A 14,159-nucleotide genomic window follows, 5' to 3' on the forward strand; every position below is an offset into this window, starting at 1 on the left:
AGCCCATGGCCCGAGTTCGCCACAAACGCAAGCCGGTCGCCGAGATGAACGTGGTGCCCTACATCGACGTGATGCTGGTGCTGCTGGTTATCTTCATGGTGACGGCCCCCATGCTCAACCAGGGCGTGAAGGTCGACCTGCCCAAGGTTTCCAGTGAAGCCTTGCCGCAGGACAACAACGTCCAGATCCTGACCATCTCCATCAAGGCCGACAAAACCTACTACTGGAACCTCGGCAGCGAAGTCGACACCGACAAGCAGATGGACAAGGCCATGACCCTGCCGGAAATGACCAGTGCGGTGACCAAGATCATCGCCGCCGGTCGCGACCAGGGCAAACAGACCCAGGTCTTCATTCGTGGCGACAAGGCTGTCGACTACGGCGCCGTCATGGGCGCCATGGGCGGGTTGCAGAAGGCCGGTGTCGGTAACGTTGGCCTGATTACCGAGGCGCCCTGATGCAGCAGCGAGAGCCATCCGCCTCGGAAAGCTACTTCTGGCCCAGCATCTGGGCCATCGGCCTGCATGTGCTGGTGTTCGCCATGCTGTTCGTCAGCTTTGCGATGACGCCTGAGCTGCCGCCTTCCAAGCCGATCGTCCAGGCGACCCTGTACCAGCTCAAATCCAAGAGCCAGGCGACCACCCAGACCAATCAGAAGATTGCCGGGGAAGCGAAGAAAACCGCTTCGCGCCAGACCGAGGTCGAGCAGCTGGAGCAGAAGAAGGTCGAGCAGGAGGCCATAAAGGCCGCGGAACAAAAGAAAGCCGACGCCGCTCAAAAGGCCGAAGAGGCCCGCGAAGCCGCCGAGGCCAAGAAGGCCGAAGAGGCTGCCAAGGCTGCCGAGGCCAAGAAAGCCGCCGAAGCCAAGAAGGCTGAAGAAGCGAAGAAAGCCGCTGAGAAACAGCAGGCTGACATCGCCAAGAAAAAGGCAGAGGAAGAGGCCAAGAAGCAGGCCGAGGAAGAAGCCAAGAAACAAGCCGCTGAGGAGGCCAAGAAAAAGGCCGCCGAGGAGGCGAAGAAGAAAGCAGCCGAGGACGCCAAGAAGAAAGCGGCGGCCGAGGAAGCGAAGAAGAAGGCAGCTGAAGAGGCCAAGAAAAAGGCCGCGGCAGATGCCCAGAAGAAGAAGGCACAGGAAGCGGCTCGCAAGGCGGCGGAAGACAAGAAAGCCCAGGCATTGGCCGAGCTGTTGTCCGACACCACCGAGCGGCAGCAGGCCCTGGCCGACGAGCAGGGGGACCAGGTGGCCGGTGATTTCGACGACCTGATTCGTATGCGCGCGGCCGAAGGCTGGGCGCGTCCACCTTCTGCGCGCAAAGGCATGACGGTAGTCCTGCAGATCAGCATGCTGCCGGATGGCACCATTACCGGCGTCAGTGTGGCTCGCTCCAGTGGAGACGGTCCATTCGACAGTTCGGCGGTGGCAGCAGTGAAGAACATCGGTCGCTTGACCGAAATGCAGGGCTTGAAGCCGAACGAGTTCAATCCGTACCGTTCGTTCAAGATGACATTTACACCTGAGGATCTTGCGTTGTGATTAAACTCCTTCGAGGAATGCTGGTCATGCTCTGCTGCGTGGCTGGCATGGCCATGGCAGAGGAAAAGAACATCCTGGTCACCAGCGGCAGCGACAGGGCTACGCCCATCGCGGTTGTGCCGTTCGGTCTGCAGGGTGGTAGCGTGCTGCCGGAAGACATGGCCGATATCATTGGTAACGACCTGCGCAACTCTGGCTACTACGCGCCAATTCCACGGCAGAACATGATCAGCCAGCCGACCCAGGCCAGCGAAGTGATCTTCCGTGACTGGAAAGCCCTTGGTGCCCAGTACGTCATGGTTGGCAGCATCGTGCCGTCGGGCGGGCGCCTGCAGGTTCAATACGCACTGTTCAACGTCGCCACCGAGCAGCAAGTGCTGACCGGCAGCGTCGCGGGCGGTGTCGACCAGTTGCGCGACATGTCCCACTACATCGCCGACCAGTCGTTCGAGAAGCTCACCGGCATCAAGGGTGCATTCTCCACCCGCATGCTGTACGTGACCGCTGAGCGCTTCTCGGCCAACAACACCCGCTACACCCTGCAGCGTTCGGACTACGATGGTGCCCGCGCTGTGACCCTGTTGCAGTCGCGCGAGCCGATCCTGTCGCCGCGCTTCGCACCGGATGGCAAACGCATCGCCTATGTCTCGTTCGAGCAGAAGCGTCCGCGTATCTTCATCCAGCACATCGATACCGGTCGCCGCGAACAGGTCACCAACTTCGAGGGCCTGAACGGTGCACCAGCCTGGTCCCCGGATGGCACCCGCCTGGCCTTCGTACTTTCGAAGGATGGCAATCCGGACATTTATGTGATGAACGTTGCCTCGCGCCAGATCAGCCGCGTCACCGCCGGCCCGGGTATCAATACCGAACCGTTCTGGGGTAAAGATGGCAACACCCTGTACTTCACCTCCGACCGTGGCGGCAAACCGCAGATCTACAAGCAGTCGGTCAGCGGTGGTGGTGCCGAGCGCGTAACTTTCGTGGGTAACTACAACGCCAACCCGAAACTTTCGGCCGATGAAAAGACCTTGGTGATGATTCACCGTCAGCAGGGTTTCACCAACTTCAAAGTGGCTGCCCAGGATCTGCAACGTGGAAGTGTAAAGATTCTCTCCGAGACCAGTCTTGATGAGTCTCCCACTGTTGCGCCAAACGGCACCATGCTAATCTACGCCACCCGCCAGCAGGGCCGGGGAGTCTTGATGCTCGTGTCGCTTAATGGACGCGTGAGGCTCCCACTTCCTACCGCTCAAGGCGAAGTCAGAGAACCGTCCTGGTCCCCTTACCTGAACTGATTGCGGCGTAATACTTTTGCTTAACACACTGGGGTTTCATTAGGAGTTTCACGATGGAAATGCTGAAGTTTGGTAAATTTGCTGCGCTGGCTCTGGCCATGGCCGTAGCTGTAGGTTGCTCCTCGAAAGGCGGCGACAACGCTGGTGAAGGCGCTGTTGACCCGAACGCTGGCTACGGTGCCAACACTGGCGCTGTCGACGGCTCCCTGAGCGAAGAAGCCGCCCTGCGCGCAATCACCACCTTCTACTTCGAATACGACAGCTCGGATCTGAAGCCAGAAGCCATGCGCGCCCTGGACGTTCACGCCAAGGACCTGAAAGCCAACGGCAACCGCGTTGTTCTGGAAGGCAACACCGACGAGCGCGGCACCCGCGAGTACAACATGGCTCTGGGTGAGCGTCGTGCCAAGGCCGTTCAGCGCTACCTGGTTCTGCAGGGCGTTTCCCCTGCTCAACTGGAACTGGTCTCCTACGGCGAAGAGCGTCCGGTTGCCACTGGCAACGACGAGCAGTCCTGGGCTCAGAACCGTCGCGTAGAACTGCGTAAGTAAGTTCTCATGCGTATGTGCCGCCGTGTAGTAACCGTCCTCGCACTCAGCCTGCCGCTTGCGGCTTGGGCTGAGGTTCCTGTAGTAGATGACAACGCAGGTGCTTACCCACCTTCGGGTTATGGCACGAGCGGCGCCTATGCCGGGGCAGGGGCTTCGACCCCTGCCTCTGCACAGGGCCAGCTGTTCATGCAGCTGCAACAGATGCAGGATCAGATTTCCCGCCAGCAGGGCATCATCGAAGAGTTGCAGAACGATGTGGCCCGCATGAAGCAGGAAAACCTGGAGCGTTACCAGGATCTGGACCGTCGCATCAACAGTGGCGCCGCGCCAGCCGCGACCCCTGACAATTCTTCTACCGGCGGTGCACCTGGTGCCGCCGCCGGTGCTGCAGCAGGCGCCGCTGGCGCTGCTGCGCAACAACCGGCCGCCAGTAGCGAACCGGGTGATCCGGCGAAAGAGAAGCTGTATTACGATGCCGCTTTCGACCTGATCAAGCAGAAGGACTTCGACAAGGCTGCACAAGCCTTCGGCGCCTTCCTGCGCAAGTACCCCAACAGTCAGTACGCCGGCAATGCCCAGTATTGGCTGGGTGAGGTGAACTTGGCCAAGGGCGATCTGCAGGCTGCCAGCCAGGCCTTCGCCCAGGTTGGCCAGAAGTACCCCAAGCACAGCAAGGTGCCGGATTCGCTGTACAAACTGGCTGATGTCGAGCGCCGTATGGGGCATACCGACAAGGTCAAGGGCATCCTCCAGCAAGTCATCAGCCAGTACCCAGGCACATCCGCCGCGCAACTGGCCCAGCGTGACCTGCAGAAGCTCTAAGCTGCAATGCTTGAAAGAAACCCGCGCTTGTCGCGGGTTTTTTCGTTAGAATCAATGCCCTTTTTTCGTAAACACGCTGCTGCGGATAACGCCATGTCGAGTCCGCAACAGTGCCTGACGGAGGCGGACAGCCTGTTTAGCTGTCACGCCCGTGGCGATCATGCAAGACACATTACGCATCACCGAAGTCTTTTACTCTTTGCAGGGTGAAACGCGAACGGCTGGGCTGCCCACAGTATTCGTGCGCCTTACCGGTTGTCCCCTGCGTTGCCAGTACTGCGACAGTGCCTACGCCTTCAGTGGCGGCACCGTCCGCACCCTCGACGACATTCTCGAGCAGGTGGCCGGTTACAAGCCGCGTTACGTCTGTGTAACCGGTGGCGAGCCGTTGGCCCAGCCCAACGCCTTGCCGCTGCTGCAGCGGCTGTGCGATGCCGGCTACGAAGTCTCCCTCGAGACCAGCGGTGCCCTGGATATCGCCGGCACCGATACCCGCGTCAGCCGTGTAGTCGACCTCAAGACGCCCGGCTCGGAGGAGTCTCACCGAAACCGTTACGAGAACATCGAGCACCTGACCCACAATGACCAGGTCAAGTTCGTCATCTGCTCTCGCGAGGACTATGACTGGGCGGTTTCCAAGCTCATTCAGTACAACCTCGCTGAACGTGCCGGGGAAGTGTTGTTCTCACCAAGTCATCACCAGGTGAGCGCCACCGACCTTGCGGACTGGATCGTAGCCGACAACCTGCCCGTGCGCTTCCAGCTGCAGCTGCACAAGCTGCTGTGGAACGACGAACCTGGACGTTGATTGAAGGAGTAGCAGTACATGAGTGAGAAACGCGCGGTAATTCTGCTGTCCGGCGGCCTGGATTCGGCCACGGTGGTGGCCATGGCCAAGGCCGAGGGCTACAGCTGCTATACCATGAGCTTCGATTACGGCCAGCGCCACCGTGCCGAGCTTAACGCAGCCGCTCGCGTAGCGCGGGACCTGGGTGTCGTCGAACATAAGGTCATCGGCCTGAACCTTGATGGTATTGGCGGTTCGGCCCTGACCGACAGCAGCATCGATGTGCCGGAAACCCCGGGCGAGGGCATTCCGGTGACCTACGTGCCGGCTCGCAATACGGTGTTCCTGTCGCTGGCGCTGGGTTGGGCTGAAGTGCTCGAAGCGCGCGATATCTTTATTGGTGTGAACGCGGTGGACTATTCCGGCTATCCCGATTGCCGCCCTGAGTTCGTCGAAGCGTTCGAGCGCATGGCCAACCTTGCCACCAAGGCTGGTGTAGAGGGGCAGGGCTTCCGTATCCAGGCGCCACTGCAGAACATGAGCAAGGCACAGATCGTCCAGGCGGGTCTTGCTCGCGGCGTGGACTACAGCCTCACCGTGTCCTGCTACCAGGCCGACGATGACGGCCGTGCCTGTGGCAAATGCGACAGCTGCCGCCTGCGTGCCGAGGGCTTCAAGGCCGCCGGTGTACAGGACCCGACGCGATATTTTTAAAAAATTTTGCGATGGGGTGTTGATTTCCCGTTAGAAATCAGTATTATACGCGCCATCCAACGGGTCGTTAGCTCAGTTGGTAGAGCAGTTGGCTTTTAACCAATTGGTCGTAGGTTCGAATCCTACACGACCCACCATATTCACAGCAGTCCGCGAGTACAGGAAACACGGCTTCACTAAGCCATACCTGGTCATGCTGCTGTATGAGGCACCCAAGCCTCACTTAGATGTGTTGAAAAGCCCACCTTCTATGGTGGGCTTTTTCGTTCTAGCATTCATGAACGATCCGTGACCCTTTTTGGACGACGCATGCTTATCATCCGCCCCGCTGTGCCGGAAGATGCGCCACTTCTGCCCGCCATAGAAACTTCCGCCGCTCAATCCTTTCGCCTGATCGATCAGCTGAGTTGGCTGGCTGAGTCGCCTCCGATGTCCGTAGAGCGTCATCGCCAACTCATTGCACAGTCGACCTGCTGGGTTGCAATCGATGCCGAACATCGACCGCAAGGATTTCTCAGCGCTGAGCGCCACGGCAATGAACTTCACATCCATGAAGTATCGGTGGACCAATCGATGCAAGGTCAGGGTATAGGGCGGCATCTGATCGAAGCGGCGAAGGATCACGCGCGGTCACACAGACTTGGTTTCGTCACGCTTACGACATTCACGAGCGTGCCGTGGAACGCCCCCTTTTACGCCCGCCTGGGCTTTGAGGCCAAGGCCCCCAAAGACCTTGATCAGCGGCTGGCGGCGATACTGAGCGAGGAGTACAAGCACGGATTCGCGCCGGAAAGTCGCTGTGCCATGGTATGGCCGGTGGCCTGAACACGAACCTTTCAAGGCTCCTTCACTCCATTGCGGACGTTCACTGCGCGGTGCGTTTGGCGACTTTCAATCTTGAATACGTTGCCTGCGGTAGACCGGCGCTGTTTTCGATAATCTTGAGAAACGCCTCCGTATCGTCAAGAGGAAGGCTTCTCAGGAATTCGAGGTCAAGGTTCCACCATTCGCTTTGGAGAAGTCGCTCAATGGTTTCGGCGCTGTGGCGGTATCTGATGATCTTCGCTGGGTTTCCCCCCACGATTGCGTAGGGTGGCACGTCGCGGGTCACCAAGGCTCTTGTCGCAATGATTGCCCCTGTACCGACATTCACGCCCTCCAACACGGTGGCGCCGTGCCCGATCCAAACGTCGTGTCCTACGGTGGTCCAGGATAGTTGGGGGGAGTAGGACAATGCTCCGGTCTCGTATTGAAACGGGTGTGTGCTCACCCAGTCCATTGGGTGCGTGTGTTTCTCCTGGCCAAGCGTGCAGTCAGACCCAATGGAGCAAAAGCGGCCAATTTCGGCGATCAAGGATAATTTGGTCCCGCTTCTGATGTAGGTATGCGCACCAATCGACAACGAAGGGGGCTCCACTCGGATGTGTCCTAGCTTGACACCCTCCTCGATGGATGCGCTGGCGCGGGAGGCGAAGGAATCTGGCCCCCCGGCTGCCTTGCCTCCCATTTTTCGGAATGCTTTCTTGAATTTTTTTTCTCTGAAGATTTTGAGCATGGCGCTGTTCGCATCGGGAAGGTATTGGGCGATGAGGTATCGCGCCCCATTGTCCGCAGCTTTTGCAGCGTGCTCAATCCCGTCAGTGGAAAGACGGTGTCGAAAAAATCACGTGGGCAGATCGGCTTGCCGGTGGTCGCCCCATAGCGCGCCTTACTCCGCCCACTCCTTGTCCCCGGTAAACACCACCGTCAGCCAGCGATCCGGCCCTTCGCCGCCAATCGCATTGCCCACCTCATCGCGCAGTGCGTCCCATTCGGCAATGGTCTTGGCCCCCATGTCCGGTGGCACGATGAAGAACAGTTCGATCTCTCGCGAGCGTCCGACCTTGGCCACGTAGGCGCGGTACGACTGCAGGCCGTGAAGGGCGACGAAGTGCTTGGCCACTTCATCGACATGCAGTTTCAGGTCGCTGGGGGTGACCAGGAAGATCTCCGACAGCGCCTGGCGGATCACCGACAGTGGCAGCGGAATGATCACCAGGCAGACCAGGCCCAGCACCGCCGGGTCGATGTATGGCGACATCCATTCCCAGGCAGTGCCCTGAACGGCGTAGCCGAAGCAGAAGGCGATCAACAGGGCCGCGGTGATGCTCGCCGACATGATCCAGCCTTTGACGTCCATGCGCACGAAGTCCGAGCCGAGCTTGCGATTGGCGCGGGCTTCGATCATGGCAATGGTGACGCAGGCGATCACGGTAAGCACCGCGTAGATGATCGCGATGTCGAACTCCAGATGGCGTCCGCCTTCCAGCAGGCTGAGCACTGCGTTGATCAAAGCATAGATGGCCACGCTGCACAGCAGGATTCCGTTGAGCGCCAGCACCATCGGTTCCAGGTGCCAGAAGCCCATGGTGAAGCGCTCGCGCAGCTTGCGCGACATATGCAGGGTGGTGGTATGGGAGGTGATCAGCTTGACCACCACCAGTGACAGCCCGCTCATGCTGGCGTCGACCAGCGAATAGACGCCATCGAAGACGATCGAGAACGAGCCGGAGGCTACGCCGAACGCGATACCAATGGTGGCGATGAACAGGGTGACAGCAATAGAGGCCCGCAGCAGGCCCTGTTCGCTGGTCAGGTCGAAGAATGGGGTTTTGTTGGGTGCATCCATGGTCATGGCTCGATCAGAAAGGGCGGGTCTTGCGTTGGCCTTGTCGCCGGCTTGCCGGCGATGGGGCCTTTACAGGCTAGACGCGGAATTGTTCCATCAGTGCCTGTTGCTGGTTAGCCAGCCGGTTCAGCGCCTGGCTGATCCGCGCCGACTCGTCGGCCTGGCCCGACAGCGACTCGGTAACGTCGCGAATGCCCGCCACGTTACGGTTCACCTCCTCGGCCACGGCGCTCTGCTCCTCGGCAGCCGAGGCGATCTGCAGGTTCATGTCGCTGATCACGGCCACCGCCTCGCCGATACGCTGCAGTGCCGGTAATGCCTGTTCCATGTGCGTGGCGCTGGTCTGGGCCTGGCGCTGGCCTTCATGCATGGCGCCCACCACATCCTGGGTGCCTTGCTGCAGGCCTTCGATCACCTGGCGGATCTCTTCCACCGACACCTGGGTGCGTTGCGCCAGGCTGCGCACTTCGTCGGCCACCACCGCAAAGCCACGGCCGGCTTCGCCCGCGCGGGCCGCTTCGATGGCGGCGTTGAGGGCCAGCAGGTTGGTTTGCTCGGCAATGGCGCGGATCACCTCCAGCACCGAGCCGATCTGCTCGCTGCGGCTCTCCAGGTTGCGGGCTTCGATCATGGCCGCGTCCATGTCGGCGGCCAGCTGGTCGATGGTCTGGCGTGTGCTGGCAACGAGTTGCAGCCCTTCGCGGCTGGCCTGGTCTGCGCCCCGGGCGGCTTGGGCAGCCTGGGCCGCGTTATGGGCGACATCCTGCGCGGTGGCACTCATTTCGTTGGCGGCGGTGGCCACCTGTTCGATTTCCCTTTGCTGTTGCTGCATGCCATCGCTGGTCTGGCTGGCAATGGCGGCAGACTGGTCGGCGGTCCCGCGAGCTTCCTGCAGCGACCCTTTGACCTGGGCGATCACCGGCTGAAGCTTGTCGAGGAAACGATTGAACCAGCCAGTGAGCTGGCCCAGTTCATCCTGGCGGGCATAGTCCAGGCGCCGGGTCAGGTCGCCTTCACCGCTGGCGATGTCTTGCAGGCGTGCTGCCACGGCGAGAATCGGTCGGGTAACGCCGCGGGCGGTCAGCCATACCAGCAACAGGCCGATCACCGCGGCGCCCAGGCCGATCAGCAGGCTGGTGAGATTGGCACTTTGATTGTGCCCGTCCAGGCGCTTGTTCAGGGCTACTGCCGGGGCTTGCAGCACCGCCTCGGGCAACTCTAGCAGCACCTGCCAGGGCGCGGCATTGGGAATGGGGGCGAAGCTGCGGGCAATGCGCAGCAAGCCGTCGGCAGGGGTTTGGCTCAGAGGTTTGGACAGCTGGCTGCTGTCGCGACTGTTGCCGGCCTGCAGGCCGGCCGGGCTGACGATGCTGACCTGGCCCTGGCCATCGAACAGCTCCTTGCGGCCCGCGAGGGCCAGTTGCTGGAGGTTGTCCAAGCCGATGTCCAGGCCGATCACGCCCACCACCTTGCCGTTCTCCAGTAGGGGCAGGGCGATGCTGGTCATCAGCACCTGTCGGCCGTTGACTTCGTCGAAGTAAGGGTCCAGCACACAGGGCTTGGCGGTTTCTAGCGGGCAGGTCAGCCAGCGGTTGCTGGGGAAGCCGGCGACGCCCAGGGTGGTGTCCGCCAGCATCGACTCGGGCATGGCTTCCAGTTCCAGCGTGCCGGGGCGCGGCTGCGACCAGTACATCGAGAATCGGCCAGCGTCGTTACTGCCCTCGTTGCTGCGGGCGATGTGCTGGGTGTCCTGATTGTCCAGTGCATTGGGCTGGAACACCAGGTACAGGCCGAACAGATCCGGGTTGGCCGCCAGGGCAGCCTTGGCCTGTTGGGTGAGGGCCGGGCGCAGGTCGGCGTCGCCGCGCGCCTTGAGCGCCTGCACCAGGCGGGCGAAACCATTGCCGTACTGATAGGCGTCCATGAAGTAGCGCTGGATGCGCAATGCCTGGGTCTCGGCGTGGGCTTGCAGGCGCAGGCGCGCGCTGTGGTCGAGCATTTCGGTGTTGGCCTGGTTTACCAGCGCCGCGCTGCGGCGGGCCTGGGTCAGCGAGGTCGATACCAGCAATGCAACGATAACCAGCAGGCACAGGCCGGCGAGCAGGGTGATCTTCCACTGGATAGAGAGGCGGCGCAGCGGCATGGGGCTTTCCTTTTCGATCAATGGCAACGCCCGCGATCAGGCGCGGGCGTTGTCGGGGGCAAGCGTCATTCAGCGATGTAGTTCGGTGGCGCAACCCGGAACGCCTTGGTCAGCCAGGCCAGGTGCAGCAGGCCAAGCAGCGCCCAGATACCGCCGAACATCAGCGAGTGCTCGTTCAGGTCGAGCCACAGCTTGGCGATGATGCAGAAGCCAATGGTCGGCAGGACCAGGTACTTCATCTGGTTGGCCAGCCCCTGACGGTTGCCTTCGCGCAGGTAGCAGTGGCTGATCACCGACAAGTTGACGAAGCTGAACGCGACCAGTGCGCCGAAGTTGATGATCGACGTCGCGGTGACCAGGTCGAAGAAGATCGCCGACAACGAGATCAGGCCAACCACGGCGATGTTGACCACCGGGGTCTTGTAGCGGGAGTGCAGGCGGGCGAACACACCGCTTGGAATCACGTTGTCGCGGCCCATCACGTACAGCAGGCGCGAGACGCTGGTCTGCGAGGCCAGGCCCGAGGCGATGGTGTTGATCACGGTGCAAGCGATGAAGATTGACTGGAACAGCTTGCCGCCGACGTACAGGGCGATTTCCGGCAAGGCTGCTTCCGGGTCATGGAAGCGTGCGTTGTTCGGGAAGTAAGCCTGCATGAAGTATGAAACGGTGATGAACACCACGCCGCCAATCAGTGCGGTAAGGAAGATCGCCCGAGGGATGATCTTGCCCGGCTCTTTGGTTTCCTCGGACAGGCAGGTGACCGCGTCGAAGCCCAGGAACGAGAAGCATAGGATGGTCGCACCGGCTGCCAGGGCGCTGAACTGGGTCTGGGCGTCGGTGAACGGTGTCAGGCTCCAGGTGGTGCCCACGCCTTCGCCCTGGCTCAGGCCGCGTACGCAGAGGTAGACGAACACCGACATGATTGCCAGTTGTACCACCACGAACAGCAGGTTGAAGTGTGCCACCAGGTTGATGCTGCGCATGTTGATCAGGCTGATCAGGCTGACGAAGCCAGCCACCCACATCCACTCCGGCACTTCCGGGAACATCGCCGACAGGTACAGCTTGGCCAGCAGCGCGTTGACCATTGGCAGCAGCAAGTAGTCCAGCAGCGACGACCAACCCACCAGGAAGCCAACATGCGGGTTGATCGCGCGTTGGGTGTAGGTGTAGGCCGAGCCCGACTGAGGGAAGCGTCGCACCAGGGTGCCATAGCTCACGGCGGTGAACAGCACGCCCAACAGTGCGAGGATGTAGGCGCTGGGTACATGCCCGGAGGTAATCCCTGAAACGATGCCGAACGTGTCGAAAACGGTCATCGGTGTCAGGTAGGCGAGGCCGATGATCACCACATGCCAGAGACGCAGGGACTTGCGGAACTGGTGGCTGCCGGAGGCGCTGTGGTCAGTCTGCATGCTGGCATGGCTCCTGCGGCTGGGCGTGGACGGCGTGCGCGGCGAGCTGCGCGTGCGGCAAGGGCGAGCGGGTGGGCTCCATGTTGTTCACCTTTATTGTGTGGAGCAGGAAGAGGCGCGGACGGGCGCCGGTGTCGGGTATGGCGGGTCCTGGGGCTAGGACGGTGGTGCGTGAGGATGGGTGCAAAAAGGCATGATCACGACGCGACTTTTCTTCTTTGTGGATCGGGCGCTAGCAAGGTGAGAAAAATAAAAAACGATGGGTGGGGTGGGTGTCAAGTTAAACATGACAAGATGTTACGAAAACGTCATATTTATCAGCGTAAAGCCCTATTTGTTCGCTTTGTGCGCGATTTTTTGCGGTTTTGATCATTGCATATGTTCGAAAAAATTGACGAATAGGACGTTGCCAATTCACGCGTCAGGCGTTTCCTAAAAACGCTATTTCTACCCCTTGGCCATCACCCCGGAAGGGTGTCGGTGATATTCTTCCGCTGCCACGTAGCCCTCGGCTGCGTGCACGCCCATATGGACATCAATCGGTTCTATTCATGAAGAAATCAGTAGGCATTCTTTCCGGCCTGGCCATCGCCATTGCCGTCGCAACCACCGCGGGCGCCTGGTACACCGGCAAGCAACTTCCGGCGGAGCTGGAGCGCTCCGTCAAGCAGGCCAACGTACAGCTTGAAAAAGCCCTGGTCGGCATTGGCGGCAGCATGACCGTCGAAGTGGCCTCCCTCGAGCAGCACTTTTTCAGCAGCACCGCGCACTATCGCGTCAAGGCCAAGGATATTCACCTGTCCGATGGCGAAACCCTGAGCTTCGATCTGGGTGTCACCGACCAGATCGAGCATGGCCCGTTCCCATGGTCTCGGGTGAAAGCGTTCAAGCTTGTGCCAGTGATGGCGGCCAGCAACAGTGCGCTGGACAAGGACGACTCGACCGCAGCCTGGTATGCCGCGGCAGGGGACAAGGCGCCCCTGACGTCGCACACCAGCCTCGGTTATGACGGCAGCGTCGAAGGCACCCTATTCCTGGCCCCCGTGAAGGTGACTGAGGACAATGGCTCGACCCTGGACTTCTCAGGTATGCAGTTGGCGGTCAGTAGTGACCGGGAAGGCAAGGCATCGAAGTTCCATGGCACTGCCGAGCGTTTCGAGATGAAGCTGGTGGGCGACGATCATCCGCCTGCCACGTTCGAACTGAAGGGGTTGGCTGTCGACGGCAACCTCGCCGCCACCGAACACGAAGCACTCTATGTCGGCAACTTCGATCTGTTACTGGCCGAGGCCAAGGCGACCTTGGGGCTTAAGCAGGAAGTGCTGATGCTCAAGGGCTTCGAACAGAAAGCCGTGCAAGCGCTGGATGGCCCGGACACCATTGGTGGTCGCGTGGACTACAAGGTGCAGGACATCACCTGGGATGGCCGCGCAGTGGGCAGCGCGCAGATGGCGATAAGCCTCAAGTCGTTGAATGCCCCGGCCATGGAGGCACTGTCGAAGTGGTACCAGGCGCACCTGCCGGAATTCCAGGAGGCAGCGGAGGCTGGCCAGGCGGTGCCGGTAATCCAGATGGACGAGGCGGAAAAGGCCAAATTCCAAGGTGACCTGCAGCAGTTGCTGGCATCCAAGCCACAGGTGGCCCTGGAGAACCTGTCGTTCAAGACTGCCAATGGCGAGAGCCGTTTCAGCCTGTCGATGGACTTCGCCAAGCCCGACTCGTTCGACCTGCCGCCCGACCAGTTGGGCAAGCAGTTGGTTACCGAGGTGAAGGGCAAGCTGTCGCTGTCCAAGCCCATGATCGGAGACCTGGCTACCCTGCGGGCGCTGCTCGAGGGCCAGACGGATGCCCAGGCGATCGCCCAGCAGTCGAGCCAGGCCGGCGAAATGGTCGGCATGATGGCGCTGCAAAGCGGTATGGCGACCGTGCAAGGCACTGATGTGGTGTCGAGCCTGCACTACGCCAACGGCATGGTCGACTTCAATGGCAAGAAGATGACCGTCGAAGAGTTCGCCATGATTCTCGCGGCGCACTTCGCGTCGATGCAGCCTCAGGGCTAAACCCACTCTTTGGGGCGCTGCTGCTGGCCTTGTTGCTGGCTGCGCCGGCTCATACGGGTAACCACAGCCTTCAGGGGGTGGCACCTGTTGGAGCAGGCGCAGGCCGCAATAGGCCTGCACCGGCAACACAAAAAACCGCTTTTGAATTCCCTTGATTGTCTGTA

13 protein-coding genes, 1 tRNA gene and 1 pseudogene are annotated in these 14,159 nt (G+C 60.7%); 10 read left to right on the top strand and 5 right to left on the bottom strand.

All coding sequences use genetic code 11. From position 1 onward, the window contains the following. Positions 1–5: 5 nt before the first annotated feature. The 9 genes from tolR to C4Q26_RS18435 all read left to right on the top strand — a co-directional run bounded on the left by tolR (position 6) and on the right by C4Q26_RS18435 (position 6,531). Positions 6–458, top strand: a complete 453-nt coding sequence (gene tolR / locus C4Q26_RS18395) for a protein TolR (RefSeq protein ID WP_012315816.1) — start codon at positions 6–8, stop codon at positions 456–458. Continuing rightward, positions 458–1,534, top strand: a complete 1,077-nt coding sequence (gene tolA, locus C4Q26_RS18400; RefSeq protein WP_023381908.1) for a cell envelope integrity protein TolA — start codon at positions 458–460, stop codon at positions 1,532–1,534. Before tolR ends, tolA begins: the two co-directional genes overlap by 1 nt. Positions 1,535–1,560: 26 nt before the next feature. Beyond that, positions 1,561–2,832, top strand: a complete 1,272-nt coding sequence (gene tolB / locus C4Q26_RS18405; protein WP_041925740.1) for a Tol-Pal system beta propeller repeat protein TolB — start codon at positions 1,561–1,563, stop codon at positions 2,830–2,832. A gap of 53 nt (positions 2,833–2,885) precedes the next feature. Further along, positions 2,886–3,383: a peptidoglycan-associated lipoprotein Pal gene (pal, locus tag C4Q26_RS18410; RefSeq protein ID WP_023381906.1), complete on the top strand. Its 498-nt coding sequence runs from the start codon at positions 2,886–2,888 to the stop codon at positions 3,381–3,383. A gap of 6 nt (positions 3,384–3,389) precedes the next feature. Further along, the gene (gene ybgF, locus C4Q26_RS18415) at positions 3,390–4,205 is read left to right on the top strand and encodes a tol-pal system protein YbgF (protein WP_027907403.1); all 816 of its coding nucleotides are present in this window, start codon (positions 3,390–3,392) and stop codon (positions 4,203–4,205) included. A 160-nt stretch (positions 4,206–4,365) separates the two neighbouring features. After that, positions 4,366–5,013, top strand: coding sequence for a 7-carboxy-7-deazaguanine synthase QueE (gene queE, locus C4Q26_RS18420; RefSeq protein ID WP_023381895.1), 648 nt, complete (start codon positions 4,366–4,368; stop codon positions 5,011–5,013). An 18-nt stretch (positions 5,014–5,031) separates the two neighbouring features. Continuing rightward, positions 5,032–5,706, top strand: a complete 675-nt coding sequence (gene queC / locus C4Q26_RS18425) for a 7-cyano-7-deazaguanine synthase QueC (RefSeq protein ID WP_023381894.1) — start codon at positions 5,032–5,034, stop codon at positions 5,704–5,706. A gap of 61 nt (positions 5,707–5,767) precedes the next feature. Then, positions 5,768–5,843, top strand: a tRNA-Lys gene (locus C4Q26_RS18430). Between the two features lie 172 nt (positions 5,844–6,015). Next, the gene (locus C4Q26_RS18435) at positions 6,016–6,531 is read left to right on the top strand and encodes a GNAT family N-acetyltransferase (RefSeq protein WP_049818777.1); all 516 of its coding nucleotides are present in this window, start codon (positions 6,016–6,018) and stop codon (positions 6,529–6,531) included. Between the two features lie 40 nt (positions 6,532–6,571). On the opposite strand, the gene C4Q26_RS18440 is transcribed toward C4Q26_RS18435, so the two are convergent. The 5 genes and pseudogenes from C4Q26_RS18440 to C4Q26_RS18455 all read right to left on the bottom strand — a co-directional run bounded on the left by C4Q26_RS18440 (position 6,572) and on the right by C4Q26_RS18455 (position 11,935). Continuing rightward, positions 6,572–7,261 (bottom strand): CatB-related O-acetyltransferase, encoded by a 690-nt coding sequence (locus tag C4Q26_RS18440; RefSeq protein ID WP_023381885.1) that lies wholly within the window; start codon positions 7,259–7,261, stop codon positions 6,572–6,574. 153 nt (positions 7,262–7,414) lie between these two features. Further along, positions 7,415–8,374 (bottom strand): cation diffusion facilitator family transporter, encoded by a 960-nt coding sequence (locus tag C4Q26_RS18445; protein ID WP_023381884.1) that lies wholly within the window; start codon positions 8,372–8,374, stop codon positions 7,415–7,417. Positions 8,375–8,450: 76 nt separating this feature from the next. Next, entirely contained in the window at positions 8,451–9,206 is a 756-nt protein-coding gene (locus tag C4Q26_RS28860; protein WP_371919402.1) for a methyl-accepting chemotaxis protein, read from the bottom strand. 150 nt (positions 9,207–9,356) lie between these two features. Continuing rightward, positions 9,357–10,517 (bottom strand): annotated as a pseudogene (locus tag C4Q26_RS28865) (chemotaxis protein); the annotation flags it as partial. Positions 10,518–10,582: 65 nt separating this feature from the next. After that, entirely contained in the window at positions 10,583–11,935 is a 1,353-nt protein-coding gene (locus tag C4Q26_RS18455; RefSeq protein ID WP_023381882.1) for an APC family permease, read from the bottom strand. Between the two features lie 551 nt (positions 11,936–12,486). On the opposite strand from C4Q26_RS18455, the gene C4Q26_RS18460 reads away from it, so the two are divergent. Beyond that, entirely contained in the window at positions 12,487–13,995 is a 1,509-nt protein-coding gene (locus C4Q26_RS18460) for a YdgA family protein (protein WP_027907407.1), read from the top strand. Positions 13,996–14,159 lie beyond the last annotated feature (164 nt).

Origin of the sequence: Pseudomonas sp. SWI44, assembly GCF_002947915.1 — a bacterium.
GTDB lineage: Bacteria > Pseudomonadota > Gammaproteobacteria > Pseudomonadales > Pseudomonadaceae > Aquipseudomonas > Aquipseudomonas taiwanensis.